The following is a 16,234-nucleotide window of genomic DNA, read 5'->3' as shown; positions in this document are numbered from 1 at the left end:
GCAGCAGATCAGTGTGGTTTCTATTTTCTCTACGTGAAGATCAGTCCCCGATCACGGATTTTTGAAACCTGCATAAGCTTTAGCCAGCGCCAGCAGCTTAGCCTTGTCATCTGTATCGATATCACTGTCACCGTCGATATCTTTATTGGCATTGCGGATACTGAACGTTTGTCCGCCATCATACGAGGCTGCCAGAAGCGTAGTGGAATCCACCAGGGCAGTAGTGACTACAGAATTTTCCGCATCCCAACCCTCCTGTTTCAATGCAAACTGCATCGATACCAGTACTTCGTCCGGGTTTACAGGCGTTGGGCCGAGTTTTTGCAAAAAGATACCACGACTGTTTAAAACTGACATGATCAAATCCCTTTATGAAATATCAATATTCAAGTTTGTTGCGATGGAAATAGTACCGACGCTTTTGCCATGTCAGCCAGACTTTATATGTGTCTCTTGGTTGCCTGGATATAATGTATTCAATATAAAAAAGAGCAGATGCCGAACGGCACTGGTGATCTGCCATTTTTAGCTATACTGTATGTGCATACAGTTATCAGGATTTTGCCATGCACACGCCATTGCCTCCCCGTGGCCGCGGCACCGCAACCAACCCGCACAACCGCTTTGCCCCCAGCCAGTCGGTGGCCGAAGACGATGGCTGGTATCAGGAAGTGCCGCTCACCCAAGGCACCGAGGTGCGCATCGAAACGGCGAAAACCATCATTACCCGCAACACGTCGCCGGACTTGCCCTTCGATCGCTCGATCAATCCCTATCGCGGCTGCGAGCACGGTTGCATTTATTGCTATGCGCGCCCCAGTCACGCCTATTGGGACATGTCGCCGGGGCTGGATTTCGAGACGAAACTGATCGCCAAGACCAACGCCGTGGATGTGCTGGAGGAGCAGCTGTCCAAACGTGGTTATCAATGCGCACCGATCAATCTGGGTTCCAACACCGACCCGTATCAACCGATTGAGCGTGAATACCAAATCACCCGCCGAACCCTCGAAGTGTTGCTGCGCTACCGCCATCCGGTGACCATCGTCACCAAGGGCTCGCTGATTCTTCGCGACCTGGACCTGCTGAGCGAACTCGCGCGGCACAGGTTGGTGGCGGTGATGATCAGCCTCACCAGCCTCGATGACGAACTCAAACGCATCCTCGAACCCCGCGCAGCGGCGCCAAAGGCTCGATTGCGGGCCATCCGGGTGATGCGCGAAGCGGGCATCCCGGTCGGTGTCCTGTGTTCGCCGATGATCCCGATGATTAATGACAGCGAACTCGAAAGTCTGCTTACCAAGGCCCATGCGGCCGGGGCGCAGAACGCCGCCTACATGATGCTGCGCTTGCCGCTGGAAGTGGCGCCCCTGTTCGAGGAATGGCTGGCGGCCCACTACCCTCAACGGGCGGCGCATGTGCTGAGCCTGATTCGCCAGAGCCGTGGCGGCGAGCTTTATGACAGCCGCTTTGGTGCGCGGATGCGCGGTGAAGGCCCGTTTGCGGACCTGCTGGCGCAGCGCTTTGCCAAAGCGATCAAACGGCTGGGACTCAATCACCGGGAAGGCTTCAACCTGGACTGCAATGCCTTTTGTCCGCCCGGTCGCCAAATGTCGTTGATTTGAGGACAATTGGCCTATGGTTGAGTACTGAAGATTGCGCTCACGCCTTAGGCTGGTCACGTTTTTTGTGACCTGGAACACGCGTCCTAGAGCGTTTTATTCAGTTTCAATTAAGATTAGGCCGCTACCTTGTTCATCGAGTGACTGATGGGTCGAGATGTTTGGCCTGGATGTTTTTTAACCAGCCACTGGCATCACACCGGACCACACGGGATGACTCCCTGAGCCCGCCAATGAGGATGAATTGATGAGTGACAAGGATAAACAGCCGTTGGCTGCGTCGGCTTCAGCCCAACCCGAGGCAGAAACCGCCGATGCAGCGTTGCAGCATATCGTTGACGGCTTTTTGCATTTTCATCATGAGATCTTTCCTCAGCAGGAAGAGCTCTTCAAGAAACTCGCCACGGCCCAGCGGCCGCGAGCGATGTTCATTGCCTGCGCCGATTCGCGCATTGTTCCTGAATTAATCACTCAAAGCTCCCCAGGCGATCTGTTCGTGACTCGCAACGTCGGCAACGTTGTACCGCCTTACGGGCAAATGAACGGCGGTGTTTCCACGGCGATCGAGTACGCCGTACTGGCTCTGGGGGTGCATCACATCATCATTTGCGGGCATTCCGACTGCGGCGCCATGCGTGCGGTGCTCAACCCGGACAGTCTGGAAAAAATGCCCACGGTCAAAGCCTGGCTGCGTCATGCCGAAGTGGCCAAAACCATGGTGCAGGAGAACTGCAACTGCTCTAGCGAAAGCGAAAGCATGCACATCCTCACCGAAGAGAACGTGATCGCCCAATTGCAGCATCTGCGCACCCATCCGTCGGTGGCTTCGCGCATGGCCAACGGTCAGCTATTTATTCACGGCTGGGTCTACAACATCGAAACCAGCGAAATCAAAGCGTACGACGCCGATCAAGGTTGTTTCCTGCCGCTCAATGGCAGCCTGCCAATTCCCGTGGCGACGCCCAAAGCGCGCTTCTAAACCCTCCTAAATCGTTGTGTGGTTCATCCGAGGCTGCCGTTCAGGCAGCCTGGCTTTGCCATGCCTGAAGAAAACTTCGGGAGACTCACCATGCGTGCTGCTCGACTCAAAGCTGTTCTGCCACGGGAGCTGTTGGCTTCGGTGGTTGTTTTTCTTGTCGCCCTGCCCCTGTGCATGGGCATCGCGATTGCCTCGGGGCTGCCGCCGGCGAAAGGGCTGATCACCGGCATCATCGGTGGTCTGGTGGTCGGTTGGTTGGCCGGCTCGCCACTGCAAGTCAGCGGCCCGGCGGCGGGCCTGGCCGTTCTGGTATTCGAGTTGGTCCGCCAGCATGGCATCGCCATGCTCGGGCCGATTCTGTTGCTGGCGGGTTTGCTGCAACTGGTTGCTGGCCGATTGAAGCTGGGCTGCTGGTTTCGGGTGACGGCGCCTGCGGTGGTGTACGGCATGCTGGCCGGGATTGGCGTGCTGATCGTGCTGTCTCAGGTGCATGTAATGCTTGATGCCGTGCCCAAGCCCTCGGGCCTGGATAACCTGGCAGCTTTCCCGGCAGCGCTGGCTCAGGCGTTGCCCACGTTTGGCTGGCAAGCCGGTTTACTCGGTTTGTCGACGATCGCCGTCATGTGGCTGTGGGAGAAATTCCGTCCGCAATCCCTGCGCTTCATTCCCGGCGCGCTACTCGGCGTCGGTCTGGCCACGCTTGCCAGCCTGGTGTTGGCATTGCAGGTCAAACGGGTTGAGGTGCCGGCCAACCTGACGGAGGCCATCGACTGGCTGAAGCCAGCGGATCTGCTCAACCTGGCTGATCCGACCTTGCTGATCGCGGCGTTTGCCGTGGCCTTCATCGCCAGCGCCGAAACCTTGCTCTCAGCCGCCGCGGTTGATCGCATGCACAGCGGTCAGCGCTCGGACTTCGACCGGGAATTGTCGGCGCAAGGTATTGGCAACATGCTGTGTGGCTTGCTTGGGGCGTTGCCGATGACCGGCGTTATCGTGCGCAGCTCGGCGAACGTTCAGGCCGGAGCAACCACGCGGTTTTCAACCATTTTCCACGGCCTGTGGTTGTTGGCGTTCGTGCTGTTGCTGTCCAGCGTGCTGCAAAGCATTCCGGTGGCGAGCCTGGCGGGCGTGCTGGTGTACACCGGTTTCAAATTGGTGGATCTCAAGGTCTTCCGTGGTTTGGGCCGGTATGGTCGGGCGCCGATGTTCACCTATGCGGCAACTGCGCTCGCCATCGTTTTCACGGACCTGCTGACCGGCGTGTTGATTGGCTTCGGCCTGACGCTGGTGAAGCTGGCGCTTAAAGCCTCGCGATTGAAAATCAGCCTGATCGACCTGCCTCAGGAAGGGCAAATGGAATTGCGCCTGGTGGGCGCGGCGACCTTCCTCAAAGTGCCGGCGCTGACCCAGGTGCTGGGCAGCATTGCACCGGGCACAACAGTGCATGTGCCACTCAACAATTTGAGCTACATCGATCACTCGTGTCTGGAACTGCTGGAGGAATGGGGGCGGGCGAATGCGGCCAAGGGTTCGAAGCTGTTGATTGAATCGCGGGGGTTGAAGCGCAGGCTCGAGGGGCGGGTGCGGACGAATACGGGCGTCGGTTCGACAGTGGTTTAACGACAGTCCTTTGTGGGAGCGAGCCTGCTCGCGATGAACGATAACGCGGTCTGCCTGACAAACCGCGTCGACTGAATCGCGAGCAGGCTCGCTCCTACAGGTACTGTGTTGAACTCTGGATCAAGCTGCCGGCTGATCCAGCTCCAGGCCCACGCCCAAACGGCGCGACATGCACGGCCAGCGCTTCCACGCGGCACCGGTGTCCGGGCTGCTGAGCTTGTCGCGGTAGGCTTCCACCGACTCTAGCGCAAAGCTCTCTTCGGTCAACATTTGATCGAACGCGTGATGTACGACTTCGTCCAGTTGGTTGGCAAACTCCTCGCCGATCAATTGGTGAGCAATCAGGTTGGCGACAGTCATGTCCAAGGGGATCAGTGGCTGGCCGAAATGCTTGATGTACAGGTCGTTCACCTCTTCGACAAACCGGTGCGCCAGATAGGCTTCATCCAGCAGGCTGTCGAGCCCGACGTGGCCGTCCATGATGGCTGGCGGCTGGAGGAAGTACTGCTCGGCGATTTCCAGCACCGGTTTGATCTGTGACTCAATGCCCGCTTCCCTGGCGACTTCATTGGCTGCATCCAGCAGATCAGGCACTTCTTCGATGTAGGCGGCGACAAATCGCGTCAGTACGCCGTTGGTATCGGTCTCCGGCAACTGGATCGCCGGGTGTAGATGAGGCAGTTTACTTTCCAGCTGACGCGTCAGCAGGCCGGTCTCGGCTTCATGTTGTTGGGCTTTTTGGATCTGCTCGCGCAATGCGGCGGTGTTCATGAAAACTCCAGGAAACAAGGCAATGAAATAGGGAAGACATAACTTAGCTGGCTTATGAAAAATGCTAAGACGCATTTGTCATAATTATTTCATCCTTGAGACGGCCCCGTTATATCGATTAGCCACCACTCGTCTGCATCCTTCTCCATTCGTGCCTTGCAAAGCAAGTTAATGCTGTCTCAGATGATTTACGCCTTCGCATTGCGAGGTCAGAGGTGCTGTCTATACTCGGGTTGGAATGGAGCTAGCTGATGACGCCCGACTGCATGTGCAGCAAGGCCCGGCGATTCAAGTTCGTAGTCTGATGCAGCCGCTCCCTTGCCGCAGGTGAAAGCCGGCGGGATAACAAGAACGATAAGGGGAACCCGCAATGATGCGACATCCACATGTCTGGATGGGCCTCCTGTTGTGGTCGATTTTCAGTCAGGCGCAAGCGGCCTGGACTGTGAATATGGCGCCTGGAGCGACTGAAATCAGTCACGCAGTATTCGACCTGCACATGACCATTTTCTGGATCTGTGTGGTGATCGGCATCATCGTTTTTGGTGCCATGTTCTGGTCGATGATTCTCCACCGCCGCTCGACCGGGCAGGTGGCCGCCAAATTTCATGAAAGCACCACCGTCGAAATCCTCTGGACCATCGTGCCCTTCCTGATCCTGGTGGCCATGGCGGTTCCCGCTACCGCAACCCTGATCAAGATGTACGACGCCAGCGAGCCGGAGATCGATATACAGATCACCGGCTACCAGTGGAAGTGGCATTACAAATACCTGGGCCAGGACGTCGAGTTCTTCAGCAACCTGACCACCCCCCAGGATCAAATTCACAACAAGGAAACCAAGAGCGAGCACTACCTGCTTGAAGTCGACAAGCCATTGGTGCTGCCGGTCGGCACCAAGGTGCGCTTCCTGGTGACCTCCGCCGACGTGATCCACTCCTGGTGGGTGCCGGCTTTCGCGGTCAAGCGCGATGCGATTCCCGGGTTCGTCAATGAGGCCTGGACCCGCATCGACAAGCCCGGCATCTACCGTGGCCAGTGCGCCGAGTTGTGCGGCAAGGATCACGGCTTCATGCCGACGGTGGTCGAGGTCAAGGAAAAGGCCGATTACGAAAAATGGCTGGCCGATCGCAAGGTCGAGGCCGCGCAGCTCAAAGAGCTGACCAGCAAGGAATGGACGCTCGATGAACTCAAGGATCGCGGCGACAAGGTCTATCACACCACCTGCGTGGCCTGTCACCAGGCCGAAGGCCAGGGCCTGCCGCCGATGTTCCCGGCGCTCAAGGGCTCGAAAATCGCCACCGGGCCAAAAGAGGCTCACCTGAGCCTGGTCTTCCACGGCAAGCCCGGCACCGCCATGGCGGCGTTCGGCAAGCAACTCTCGGAAGTCGATATCGCGGCAGTCGTGACCTATGAACGTAATGCCTGGGGCAACAACAAGGGCGACATGGTCACGCCTAAAGAAGTACTGGAGCTGAAACAGGCGGAAAGCAAATGACCCGGTCTATTGCGCACGTACGGAACCGGTCGGGGCTATGCACCCCGGCCTGCCCAGCCCATCTGTTTGCAGGAGACAGGACATGACTGCTGTAATCGATGAACATGTTCATACCGCCACCGCCACCGACCACGCCCACGGCCCAGCCAAAGGCTTGATGCGCTGGGTGCTGACCACCAACCACAAGGACATTGGCACGCTGTACCTGTGGTTTGCATTCTCCATGTTCCTGCTTGGCGGCTCGTTCGCCATGGTGATCCGTGCCGAGCTGTTCCAGCCGGGACTGCAAATCGTCCAGCCGGAGTTCTTCAACCAGATGACCACCATGCACGGTCTGGTGATGGTCTTCGGTGCAGTGATGCCGGCTTTCGTCGGCCTCGCCAACTGGATGATCCCGCTGATGATCGGCGCGCCGGACATGGCCCTACCGCGGATGAACAACTTCAGCTTCTGGCTGTTGCCGGCAGCGTTCCTGCTGCTGGTATCGACCCTGTTCACCGCCGGCGGCGGGCCGAACTTCGGCTGGACCTTCTATGCACCGCTGTCGACGACCTACGCGCCGGAAAGCGTGACCTTCTTCATTTTCGCCATTCACTTGATGGGGATCAGTTCGATCATGGGGGCGATCAACGTGATCGCGACCATCCTAAACCTGCGCGCCCCCGGCATGACGTTGATGAAAATGCCGCTGTTCGTCTGGACCTGGCTGATCACCGCGTTCCTGTTGATTGCGGTGATGCCGGTACTGGCGGGCTGCGTGACCATGATGCTGATGGACATCCATTTCGGCACCAGCTTCTTCAGCGCCGCCGGTGGCGGTGACCCGGTGCTGTTCCAGCATGTGTTCTGGTTTTTCGGTCACCCCGAGGTGTACATCATGATCCTGCCGGCCTTCGGTGCCGTCAGCTCGATCATTCCGGCTTTTTCGCGCAAGCCATTGTTCGGCTACACCTCGATGGTCTACGCCACGGCGAGTATCGCGTTCCTGTCGTTCATCGTCTGGGCGCACCACATGTTCGTGGTCGGCATTCCGCTGGTGGGCGAGCTGTTCTTCATGTACGCCACACTGCTGATTGCGGTGCCAACGGGCGTGAAGGTGTTCAACTGGGCCAGCACCATGTGGCAAGGCTCGCTGACGTTCGAGACGCCGATGCTGTTTGCCGTGGCGTTCGTGATCCTGTTCTCCATCGGCGGGTTCTCCGGGTTGATGCTGGCCATCGCCCCGGCGGACTTCCAGTACCAGGACACCTACTTCGTGGTTGCGCACTTCCACTACGTACTGGTGCCGGGGGCGATCTTCGGGATCTTCGCCTCGGCCTATTACTGGATGCCGAAATGGACCGGCCACATGTACGACGAAACCCTCGGCAAGCTGCATTTCTGGCTGTCGTTCATTGGCATGAACATGGCCTTCTTCCCGATGCACTTCGTGGGGCTGGCGGGGATGCCGCGACGGATTCCGGACTACAACCTGCAATTCGCCGACTTCAACATGGTGTCGTCGATCGGTGCATTCATGTTCGGCGCCACGCAGATCTTCTTCCTGTTCATCGTGATCAAGACCATTCGCGGCGGTCCGCCAGCACCGGCCAAACCGTGGGACGGGGCTGAAGGCCTGGAGTGGAGCATCCCGTCACCGGCGCCGTATCACACCTTCACCACGCCGCCGGAAGTGAAATGAATACCTTGGCCACTGTAGGAGCGAGCTCGCTCGCGATGAATGTGAAAGCGACGCGTTTTTCCAGACAGCATGCGTTTTCGTTTACGCCCATCGCGAGCAAGCTCGCTCCTACAAGGGGCACGGTGGAGGCTGGAAACCATGGCTGACTCGATTTCGTTGAGGAAACTGGTCACGCGCCTGCTGACCGTGGTGATTGCGATGTTTGTGTTCGGGTTTGCACTGGTGCCGATCTACGACGTGATGTGCAAGGCCTTTGGCATTAATGGCAAGACCGGCGGGCAGTACGAGGGTGAGCAGACGGTCGACACCTCGCGGCAGGTGCGTGTGCAGTTTCTGTCGACCAACACTGCCGATATGCCCTGGGACTTCTATCCCAAGCACGATGAACTGACAGCCAACCCCGGGGCGGTGAACGAAATGATCTTCATCGCCCACAACCCCACCGATAAGCCGATGAGTGCCCAGGCCGTGCCGAGCATTGCGCCGAGCACCGCGGCAGCGTACTTCCACAAGACCGAATGTTTCTGCTTTACCCAGCAAGTGCTGCAGCCCGGTCAACGGATCGAGATGCCGGTGCGTTTCATCGTTGACCGTGACATGCCCAAGGATGTGAAGCACCTGACGCTGTCTTACACGCTGTTCGATATCACCGCCCGACATCCACCGGTAGCTGTAAACACTGGCGGCTGAGCGTGCCCGATAAGGAGAACAATAAATGGCAACTCATGAACATTATTACGTTCCCGCCCAGAGCAAATGGCCGATCATCGCCACGCTCGGCATGGTCACCACCGTGTACGGCCTGGCCACCTGGTTCAACGATCTGAAAGCGGCGCGCCCGGAATCCCACGGGCCACTGATCTTTTTCGTCGGCGGGTTGCTGCTGGCCTACATGCTGTTCGGCTGGTTCGGCACGGTCATCAAAGAAAGCCGCGGCGGCTTGTACAGCGCGCAGATGGATCGCTCATTCCGTTGGGGCATGAGCTGGTTCATTTTCTCGGAGGTGATGTTCTTCATCGCCTTTTTCGGTGCGCTGTTTTATGTGCGTCACATCTCCGGGCCGGCGCTCGGCGGTGAAGGCGCCAAAGGCATCGCGCATATGCTGTGGCCGAACTTCGAGTTCGTCTGGCCGTTGCTGAACAACCCCGACTCGAAATTGTTTCCGCCGCCCAAGGAAGTCATCAGCCCCTGGGGCCTGCCACTGCTCAACACCGTGTTGCTGGTGAGCTCCAGCGTGACCGTGACCATCGCCCACCATGCCTTGAAAAAGGGCCATCGCGGCGCACTGAAGCTATGGTTGGCGTTCACCGTGTTGCTGGGCTGTGGGTTCCTCACGTTCCAGGCCGAAGAGTACATGCACGCCTACCGCGAGCTGGGCCTGACCCTGGGCTCGGGCATCTACGGTGCGACATTCTTCATGCTCACCGGGTTCCACGGCGCCCACGTGACCATTGGCACCATCATCCTGTTCGTGATGCTGATGCGGATCATGCGCGGGCACTTCGACAGCGAGCACCAGTTCGGCTTCGAAGCGGCGAGCTGGTACTGGCACTTCGTGGATGTGGTGTGGATCGGGCTGTTCGTTTTCGTCTATGTGCTCTAAAGCAGCTTGTAGGAGCGAGCTACCACGGGACATGGGAGACCAGTTGGCCGCTGAAAAACCCCCAGGCGATCAGACCGAGGGTAAGGGCGGCCAGCGTCACCCGCACACTCAAGGCAATGACGAGGCGGTTTGAGCGGCTGTCGTCCTTGACCAGAAAAAACAGGCCGCTGAACAGGCTGACAACCGTGGCAATCAGCATCAGGACGATGGCTGCTTTGAGCATGGTGAGACTCCGGGGGACAAGCGATGCATTTGAGTATAGCTATCGCGATGACCAGACTTTCTGGCTATGCCATGAAGTGCTTTCGGCCGGGTATCGTGCCAACGCTTGTGGTGGCGCTGTTGCTGCCGCTGCTGGTGTCCCTGGGGTTCTGGCAGTTGAGCCGGGGCGCGGAGAAAAGCGCGCTGCTGCAAACCTACGCCGAGCGCCGTGTCGCCGAGCCGATGGCCAGCACCGAACTGCAACACACTACAGAGCCGGCCTTCCGCCGGGTTCGCCTGCACGGCCAGTTCGATGTCGAACACAGCCTGCTGCTGGACAACAGTCAACGCAACGGCAGGGTTGGTGTCGAGCTGTTGCAACCGTTTCACGATCAGGCCAGCGGGCTCTGGCTGCTGGTCAATCGCGGCTGGCTGCCGTGGCCGGAGCGCCGCACGCCACCCCAATTCAAGACACCCACCGAAGCGGTCAGCCTCGACGCGTGGGTCTACGTCTCCCCCGGTGCGACGTTCCAATTGCACGCAGATCCCACAACGTCGACATGGCCGAAGCTGATTACGGCCGTTGAGCCAAACAAACTCTGGACAGTACTGAACCGCGAAGGCTTTGCCTTTGAGCTACGCGCCGAAACCGGCCCCGCCACCTATCAGGCCGACTGGCCGGTGGTAGCCATGGGCCCGGAAAAACACATCGCTTATGCCGTGCAGTGGTTCGCCATGGCGATCGCCCTGTTCGGTCTTTATCTCTATCTCGGCTGGCACAATGCAAAGGAGAAACACCATGGGAGCGGCCATGAATCCACCCAGCATGTCTGAGGCGAAACCTTCGGTGAACCGGCGCAAGGGCCGCATGCAACTGCTGTTGATTTTGCTCGGGGTGATCGGTCCTATGATCCTCGCCACCGGCATGTACAAGCTGAATTTCTGGGTGCCCGAGGGCCGCAGTTATCACGGCGAACTGATCGGCAACGGCCAGACCCGCGCCGATATCGGCGTGCAGGCCCAGGAAGATCGCTGGCAGATGCTGGTGACGGCGCCCAAGGATTGCGCGGTGGACTGCCAGCAACTGGTGTATCTGGCGCGGCAGATCCAGATCGGCCTCGGCCGCGATGCGTCCCGCGCCAGCCATGCATTGGCCGCCACGCAGACGCTGAACAGCGATTACGAGACTAAACTTCAACGCGAGTACCCGCAGTTGCAACGCTATTCACTGGACTTGCCTGCCTACACAAAAGGCGCTCAGAGCAATGATGCGCCGCACCTGTGGATCATCGACCCCCACGGCAATCTGGTGCTGCGCTACGACCCGTCGGTGAAGGGCAAGGACCTGCTCAACGACCTGCGTCACCTGCTGAAACTGTCGAATATCGGATAAGGGCATCGTCATGGCCAAACCTGGATTTCGCCTCGCGTTGTTTGCCACCTTGCTGGCACTGATTGTGGTGTTGCTCGGCGCCTACACCCGCCTGACCCACGCCGGCCTCGGCTGCCCGGACTGGCCCGGCTGCTACGGCTTCATCAGCGTGCCGAAAAGCGAAGCCCAGCTGGCCCATGCCGAATTGCATTTTCCGGACACTCCAGTCGAGGCCCACAAGGGCTGGAACGAGATGATCCACCGCTACTTCGCCGGCACGCTGGGGATATTGATCACGGTGTTGGCCGGTCGTGCGTGGTTGCATCGCCGCCATCCGGGGCAACCGGTGAAGTTGCCGTTGTTTCTGTTGGCGGTGGTTTTTGGCCAGGCCGCGTTCGGTATGTGGACGGTAACGCTCAAACTTTGGCCGCAGGTGGTCACCGGGCATTTGCTTGGCGGTTTCGCGACCTTGAGCCTGTTGTTTCTGTTGACCTTGCGCCTGTCCGGCGTATTGCCGGCGCTGACCGTGCCGCGACGTCTGCAGCACTGGGCGACTGCCGGACTGCTGCTGGTGATCGGGCAAATCGCCCTCGGTGGTTGGGTCAGTTCCAATTACGCCGCCGTGGCCTGTATCGACTTTCCTACTTGCCACGGCCAATGGCTGCCGCCTGCCGACTTCGCCAATGGCTTTCACCTGACCCAACACATCGGTCCGAACTATCTCGGCGGGCAACTGGACAGCGATGCCCGTACGGCCATTCACCTGACCCATCGCATCGGTGCATTGCTGGTCACCCTGGTGTTGCTCGGTCTGGCCTGGCAATTGAAGGTTGTCGGCATGACGCGCCTGGCAGGTCTGGTGCTGATTGCCCTTGGTGCACAAATCACACTGGGCATCAGCAACGTGCTGTTCCATCTGCCGCTGCCAGTGGCCGTCGCGCATAACGCGGGCGGCGCGGCGCTGTTGCTGACCATGGTGCTGGTCAATTACCACGCCAGAACCAGTCTGGTCCGGGTCAAACAGCCAATGCGCTGGCACTTCAGCCCACGTAAACACTCAGCCGGGCCCATAACAATAAAAGGAGAGATGCCATGGCGATTCTGATCGGCGAACGTCCCAGTCAGGCGATCTGGCGTGACTACCTGGAGCTGACCAAACCCAAAGTCGTGGTGCTGATGCTCATCACTTCACTGGTGGGGATGTTCCTCGCGACCCGTGCCGGCGTGCCGTGGACGGTGCTGATTTTCGGCAACCTGGGCATCGCTTTGTGTGCCGGTGGCGCGGCGGCGGTCAATCATGTGGTGGACCGGCGCATCGATGCGATTATGGCGCGCACCCACAAACGGCCGCTCGCCGAAGGCCGGGTTTCGCCGGCCGCCGCGCTGACGTTCGCGCTGGTATTGGCGCTCCTCGGACAAGCCCTGCTGCTGGCGTTTACCAACCCGCTGACTGCGTGGCTGACCCTCGCCTCGTTGCTCGGCTACGCGGTGATCTACACCGGATTCCTCAAGCGCGCGACCCCGCAGAACATCGTCATCGGTGGTCTGGCCGGCGCCGCCCCGCCGTTGCTCGGCTGGACCGCCGCCACCGGCCACGTCAGCGCCGAACCGCTGCTGCTGGTGCTGATCATCTTCGCCTGGACCCCGCCGCACTTCTGGGCACTGGCGATCCATCGCAAGGAGGAATACGCCAAGGCCGACATCCCGATGCTGCCGGTCACCCATGGCGTGCACTACACCAAGATTCATATCCTGCTGTATACCTTCGCGTTGCTCGCTGTCAGCCTGATGCCTTACGTGATCCACATGAGCGGTATGCTGTACCTGGCGTGTGCGCTCGGGCTGGGTGCGCGATTTCTGCAATGGGCCGTGGTGTTGTACCGTGGCACTCGGCCGCACGCGGCGATCAACACGTTCAAGTACTCTATTTACTACTTGTTCTTGCTGTTTATCGCCCTGCTCGTAGACCACTACTTACTGTTGAACCTATGACTCGAACCCAGAAAACCGTCTTCATTCTCGTTGCCCTGGTCGCACTGATCCTGGGCCTGACCGTCAACAAGGTGCTATCCGGGAAGAATCAGGGCGATCCTACAGCGCTGATCGACGCCGGCATCATTTTGCTGCCGCAGAGCCGTAATCTGCCGGACGTGACGATGACCAATCAGGACGGCCAGCCGGTCGCGATCAATGAATTGAAAGGCAAGTGGAGCCTGCTGTTCTTCGGCTACACCTTCTGCCCGGACATCTGCCCGACCACCCTCGCCCAGCTGCGACAGATCAAGAGCGAGTTGCCGCCAGAAGCGGTGGATAAACTGCAAATCGTGCTGGTCAGCATCGACCCCAATCGCGATACGCCCAAGCAGCTCAAGCAGTACCTGGGTTACTTTGACCCACAGTTCATCGGCCTGACCCCAGTGTCGACCGAAGAGCTGCAAAAGGTCGCCAACGCGGTGAGCATTCCGTTCATTCCGGCGGACACCAGCAAGCCGAACTACACCGTTGACCACAGCGGCAACCTCGCGGTGATCGGGCCGGACGGCACCCAGCGCGGCTTCATCCGCGCGCCGTTGAATAATGCGAAGTTGGTGGCGCAATTGCCGGTGATGCTCAAACGCCCGTAGGAGCGGGCTTGCCCGCGAAAGCGATCTGACTGACACAGAAATGTTGGATGTGCCGACGCCTTCGCGGGCAAGCCCGCTCCTACAGTTTCGGTCGTCCAGTGTCTAGTCCTGAAATAGGTTTACACCTGTTTCAGCCTCAAAACGCCCGATGCACCGCATCGGGCGTTTTGTATTTCAGCGACAGATGAGGCCGCTCGTTGTTATAGATCTGCACCGACTCGTCCACCATCCGGATGGCCTCTGCAAAATCTTTGGGGCGATGCAGCAATAACTCGTTTTTCAAAATCCCGTTCACACGCTCAGCCAACGCATTTTGGTAGCAGTCGTAGCCATCGGTCATTGAGCAGGTGATGCCGTATTTGGCATGCAGCCGCTGATAAAGCTCGGAGCAGTATTGGACGCCTCTATCCGAGTGATGCACCAGGCGTTGCTCCGTTGTCCGCTGCTTGAGGGCTTTGTTGAACGCCTGGATCACCGATTCGGTGTGCAAGCTTTCATGGACATGGTGCCCCACGATTTTTCGGGAGTACGCATCAGTGATCAAACTCAGATAAGCCACACCCGTTTGCGTCGGTAAGTAGGTGATGTCCGCAACCCATACTTGCTCTGGCGCCTTGGCGACTACCTGAATCGGCCCATCTTTGAGCAGGTTTGGATGCCGGCGAAAACGATGATGGCTGTCTGTCGTTTTGTGATAGGCCCGTCGGCGGGGAAGCAGTTCGCGTCGATCTCGCAAGATATCGAATAAACGGTCTCGACCAACCTTTACGGACACTTCTGGCTCCGTGCGCATTAGATTGTGAAGTTTTCGGGTGCCAAGGCGCGGTTGTCTAAGTCGCTTTTCCCTCACGAACCCCATCACTTCCTGGGCATGACGGGCCCGGGCATCACACGCCGGGTTGCGCTTGTAATAAGCCTGACGGGAAATCCCCATGAACTGGCAAGCCCGACTGATGCTCAGGTCTTGGATCTGCCCTTGGGAGAGGACTTGCCGGATCGCTTTTTTACGACAGAAATACCGAAATCGTTCTTCAAAACATCAACGACGGCTTCGAAAAACTGAGCTTTCTGGTTGGCTTGGGCAAGCTTTTCTTCAAGCTCTTTGATTCGCTGTTCGGGTGTCAGCGGCTTATCGGGCTCATCCATGGAACGGGGTCTCTTGGAGCGAATGGACGCGCCTTGACTCCAGTCCTGCCGACCATGCCTGCGTAACCAGTTCAGTACGGTCGTTTTACCCTGAATGCCATAGCGCTCTTGAGCCTCTTTATAACTCAACTCGCCTTTTTCGACCTGATCGACGACCGACAATTTAAAGGTCAGCGTGTAATCACGCTGACTGCGCCTTTCTCCCGTATTCATTACTCCCTCCTGAGAATGGGTCAGAAGGTGTAAACCTTATTCAGGACGGGACACAGATATAAAAAAGGGGCGCATTGAATGCGCCCCTTTTTTCGTTGCAGCAGTCGATCAGAACGCCGGCACCACTGCGCCTTTGTACTTCTCGAGAATGAAAGCCTTCACTTCCGGGCTGTGCATGGCAGCCACCAGTTTCTTCATCGCTTCGCTGTCCTTGTCGTCCGGACGAGCCACCAGAATGTTCACGTAAGGCGAGTCGCTGCCTTCGATGAACAGCGCGTCCTTGGACGGATCGAGCTTGGCTTCCAGCGCGTAGTTGGTGTTGATCAGCGCCAGGTCGACCTGGGTCAGCACGCGCGGGATAGTCGCGGCTTCCAGTTCGCGGATTTTCAGGTCCTTGGTGTTCTCGGTGATGTCCTTGACGGTCGACAGGATGTTGTTCGAATCCTTCAACTTGATCAGGCCGGCCTTGGCCATCAGCAACAGCGCACGGCCGCCGTTGGTCGCATCGTTCGGGATCACCACGTTGGCGCCGCCAGGCAGTTCAGCAATGGTCTTGTACTTGCTGGAGTAAGCACCCAGAGGTTCCAGGTGCACGCCCGCCACCGACACCAGGTGGGTGCCCTTGGCCTTGTTGAACTCATCCAGGTACGGCTGGTGCTGGAAGAAGTTGGCGTCCAGGCGCTTTTCCGCGACCTGCACGTTCGGCTGGATGTAGTCGGTGAATACCTTGACCTTCAGGTCCACGCCTTCTTTGGCCAGGGCCGGCTTCACGAATTCGAGGATCTCGGCGTGCGGAACCGGAGTAGCCGCGACGGTCAGGGTGTCGGCCGCGTGGGCCGAGAATGCGGCAACAGCAGCGAAGGCGACGAGTAGTTTTTTCATTCAGCTAACTCCTTGTGGGTGC

At 58.6% G+C, this 16,234-nt stretch carries 17 protein-coding genes; 12 read left to right on the top strand and 5 right to left on the bottom strand.

Annotated features, from left to right (window positions below):
* Window positions 1–51: 51 nt before the first annotated feature.
* Window positions 52–357 (bottom strand): hypothetical protein, encoded by a 306-nt coding sequence (locus tag AC1DWG_RS00300; protein ID WP_477763131.1) that lies wholly within the window; start codon window positions 355–357, stop codon window positions 52–54.
* A 209-nt stretch (window positions 358–566) separates the two neighbouring features.
* Here AC1DWG_RS00300 and AC1DWG_RS00295 point away from each other — a divergent pair, with 209 nt between their 5' ends.
* The 3 genes from AC1DWG_RS00295 (at window position 567) to AC1DWG_RS00285 (ending at window position 4,221) form a co-directional block, all read left to right on the top strand.
* Complete coding sequence (locus tag AC1DWG_RS00295; protein WP_477763132.1) at window positions 567–1,625, top strand: PA0069 family radical SAM protein; 1,059 nt, start codon at window positions 567–569, stop codon at window positions 1,623–1,625.
* A gap of 244 nt (window positions 1,626–1,869) precedes the next feature.
* Window positions 1,870–2,601: a carbonic anhydrase gene (locus tag AC1DWG_RS00290; protein ID WP_008045785.1), complete on the top strand. Its 732-nt coding sequence runs from the start codon at window positions 1,870–1,872 to the stop codon at window positions 2,599–2,601.
* 90 nt (window positions 2,602–2,691) lie between these two features.
* A complete protein-coding gene (locus AC1DWG_RS00285; RefSeq protein WP_477763133.1) occupies window positions 2,692–4,221 on the top strand; it encodes a SulP family inorganic anion transporter in 1,530 nt (509 codons plus the stop codon).
* A 120-nt stretch (window positions 4,222–4,341) separates the two neighbouring features.
* Here AC1DWG_RS00285 and AC1DWG_RS00280 read toward each other — a convergent pair whose 3' ends face one another.
* Window positions 4,342–4,992, bottom strand: coding sequence for a hypothetical protein (locus tag AC1DWG_RS00280; RefSeq protein WP_477763134.1), 651 nt, complete (start codon window positions 4,990–4,992; stop codon window positions 4,342–4,344).
* A 370-nt stretch (window positions 4,993–5,362) separates the two neighbouring features.
* Between AC1DWG_RS00280 and coxB the strand changes: the two genes are divergently transcribed.
* From coxB to AC1DWG_RS00260, 4 genes are all read left to right on the top strand, one after another.
* On the top strand, window positions 5,363–6,490 hold the full coding sequence (gene coxB, locus AC1DWG_RS00275) for a cytochrome c oxidase subunit II (RefSeq protein WP_477753439.1): 1,128 nt from the start codon (window positions 5,363–5,365) through the stop codon (window positions 6,488–6,490).
* Window positions 6,491–6,572: 82 nt separating this feature from the next.
* Window positions 6,573–8,171, top strand: coding sequence for a cytochrome c oxidase subunit I (gene ctaD, locus AC1DWG_RS00270; protein ID WP_477753438.1), 1,599 nt, complete (start codon window positions 6,573–6,575; stop codon window positions 8,169–8,171).
* Between the two features lie 138 nt (window positions 8,172–8,309).
* On the top strand, window positions 8,310–8,861 hold the full coding sequence (locus tag AC1DWG_RS00265; protein WP_477753437.1) for a cytochrome c oxidase assembly protein: 552 nt from the start codon (window positions 8,310–8,312) through the stop codon (window positions 8,859–8,861).
* Between the two features lie 25 nt (window positions 8,862–8,886).
* On the top strand, window positions 8,887–9,774 hold the full coding sequence (locus AC1DWG_RS00260) for a cytochrome c oxidase subunit 3 (protein WP_477753436.1): 888 nt from the start codon (window positions 8,887–8,889) through the stop codon (window positions 9,772–9,774).
* Window positions 9,775–9,793: 19 nt separating this feature from the next.
* On the opposite strand, the gene AC1DWG_RS00255 is transcribed toward AC1DWG_RS00260, so the two are convergent.
* Window positions 9,794–9,997: a twin transmembrane helix small protein gene (locus tag AC1DWG_RS00255; protein WP_223455081.1), complete on the bottom strand. Its 204-nt coding sequence runs from the start codon at window positions 9,995–9,997 to the stop codon at window positions 9,794–9,796.
* Between the two features lie 71 nt (window positions 9,998–10,068).
* On the opposite strand from AC1DWG_RS00255, the gene AC1DWG_RS00250 reads away from it, so the two are divergent.
* From AC1DWG_RS00250 to AC1DWG_RS00230, 5 genes are read left to right on the top strand one after another with little or no spacing between them, the layout of a single operon-like run.
* Window positions 10,069–10,809: an SURF1 family protein gene (locus tag AC1DWG_RS00250; RefSeq protein WP_477787163.1), complete on the top strand. Its 741-nt coding sequence runs from the start codon at window positions 10,069–10,071 to the stop codon at window positions 10,807–10,809.
* Entirely contained in the window at window positions 10,775–11,368 is a 594-nt protein-coding gene (locus AC1DWG_RS00245) for a hypothetical protein (protein ID WP_477763135.1), read from the top strand. Before AC1DWG_RS00250 ends, AC1DWG_RS00245 begins: the two co-directional genes overlap by 35 nt.
* A gap of 10 nt (window positions 11,369–11,378) precedes the next feature.
* Window positions 11,379–12,452 carry a COX15/CtaA family protein gene (locus AC1DWG_RS00240; RefSeq protein WP_477753434.1) on the top strand — a complete coding sequence of 358 codons (1,074 nt, stop codon included), beginning with the start codon at window positions 11,379–11,381 and terminating at the stop codon, window positions 12,450–12,452.
* Complete coding sequence (gene cyoE, locus AC1DWG_RS00235; protein WP_477763136.1) at window positions 12,440–13,339, top strand: heme o synthase; 900 nt, start codon at window positions 12,440–12,442, stop codon at window positions 13,337–13,339. The genes AC1DWG_RS00240 and cyoE overlap by 13 nt, the downstream gene beginning before the upstream one ends.
* Window positions 13,336–13,971: an SCO family protein gene (locus AC1DWG_RS00230; RefSeq protein WP_477763137.1), complete on the top strand. Its 636-nt coding sequence runs from the start codon at window positions 13,336–13,338 to the stop codon at window positions 13,969–13,971. The genes cyoE and AC1DWG_RS00230 overlap by 4 nt, the downstream gene beginning before the upstream one ends.
* Window positions 13,972–14,107: 136 nt before the next feature.
* Here the strand turns inward: AC1DWG_RS00230 and AC1DWG_RS00225 are convergent.
* Both AC1DWG_RS00225 and AC1DWG_RS00220 read right to left on the bottom strand, forming a co-directional pair.
* Window positions 14,108–15,330, bottom strand: a protein-coding gene (locus AC1DWG_RS00225) for an IS3 family transposase (RefSeq protein ID WP_477787110.1) whose coding sequence is annotated in 2 segments (ribosomal slippage) — window positions 14,108–14,979 and window positions 14,979–15,330 — 1,224 coding nt in all. Because the reading frame shifts where the segments join, the coding sequence is not laid out codon by codon here.
* A 108-nt stretch (window positions 15,331–15,438) separates the two neighbouring features.
* Window positions 15,439–16,212, bottom strand: coding sequence for a MetQ/NlpA family ABC transporter substrate-binding protein (locus AC1DWG_RS00220; RefSeq protein WP_477765413.1), 774 nt, complete (start codon window positions 16,210–16,212; stop codon window positions 15,439–15,441).
* Window positions 16,213–16,234: the final 22 nt, after the last annotated feature.

It is taken from the genome of Pseudomonas sp. P4_B3 (genome assembly GCF_056402295.1).
The sequence above is the reverse complement of the archived record's forward strand: the minus strand, read 5'-3'. Positions and strand labels throughout refer to the sequence as shown.

What these genes read in the sequence shown, in the direction of transcription:
- AC1DWG_RS00300 (WP_477763131.1), bottom strand. Translation starts at nt 357, where the DNA reads ATGTCAGTTTTAAACAGTCGTGGTATCTTTTTGCAAAAACTCGGCCCA.
- AC1DWG_RS00295 (WP_477763132.1), top strand. Translation starts at nt 567, where the DNA reads ATGCACACGCCATTGCCTCCCCGTGGCCGCGGCACCGCAACCAACCCG.
- AC1DWG_RS00290 (WP_008045785.1), top strand. Translation starts at nt 1,870, where the DNA reads ATGAGTGACAAGGATAAACAGCCGTTGGCTGCGTCGGCTTCAGCCCAA.
- AC1DWG_RS00285 (WP_477763133.1), top strand. Translation starts at nt 2,692, where the DNA reads ATGCGTGCTGCTCGACTCAAAGCTGTTCTGCCACGGGAGCTGTTGGCT.
- AC1DWG_RS00280 (WP_477763134.1), bottom strand. Translation starts at nt 4,992, where the DNA reads ATGAACACCGCCGCATTGCGCGAGCAGATCCAAAAAGCCCAACAACAT.
- coxB (WP_477753439.1), top strand. Translation starts at nt 5,363, where the DNA reads ATGATGCGACATCCACATGTCTGGATGGGCCTCCTGTTGTGGTCGATT.
- ctaD (WP_477753438.1), top strand. Translation starts at nt 6,573, where the DNA reads ATGACTGCTGTAATCGATGAACATGTTCATACCGCCACCGCCACCGAC.
- AC1DWG_RS00265 (WP_477753437.1), top strand. Translation starts at nt 8,310, where the DNA reads ATGGCTGACTCGATTTCGTTGAGGAAACTGGTCACGCGCCTGCTGACC.
- AC1DWG_RS00260 (WP_477753436.1), top strand. Translation starts at nt 8,887, where the DNA reads ATGGCAACTCATGAACATTATTACGTTCCCGCCCAGAGCAAATGGCCG.
- AC1DWG_RS00255 (WP_223455081.1), bottom strand. Translation starts at nt 9,997, where the DNA reads ATGCTCAAAGCAGCCATCGTCCTGATGCTGATTGCCACGGTTGTCAGC.
- AC1DWG_RS00250 (WP_477787163.1), top strand. Translation starts at nt 10,069, where the DNA reads ATGAAGTGCTTTCGGCCGGGTATCGTGCCAACGCTTGTGGTGGCGCTG.
- AC1DWG_RS00245 (WP_477763135.1), top strand. Translation starts at nt 10,775, where the DNA reads ATGGGAGCGGCCATGAATCCACCCAGCATGTCTGAGGCGAAACCTTCG.
- AC1DWG_RS00240 (WP_477753434.1), top strand. Translation starts at nt 11,379, where the DNA reads ATGGCCAAACCTGGATTTCGCCTCGCGTTGTTTGCCACCTTGCTGGCA.
- cyoE (WP_477763136.1), top strand. Translation starts at nt 12,440, where the DNA reads ATGGCGATTCTGATCGGCGAACGTCCCAGTCAGGCGATCTGGCGTGAC.
- AC1DWG_RS00230 (WP_477763137.1), top strand. Translation starts at nt 13,336, where the DNA reads ATGACTCGAACCCAGAAAACCGTCTTCATTCTCGTTGCCCTGGTCGCA.
- AC1DWG_RS00220 (WP_477765413.1), bottom strand. Translation starts at nt 16,212, where the DNA reads ATGAAAAAACTACTCGTCGCCTTCGCTGCTGTTGCCGCATTCTCGGCC.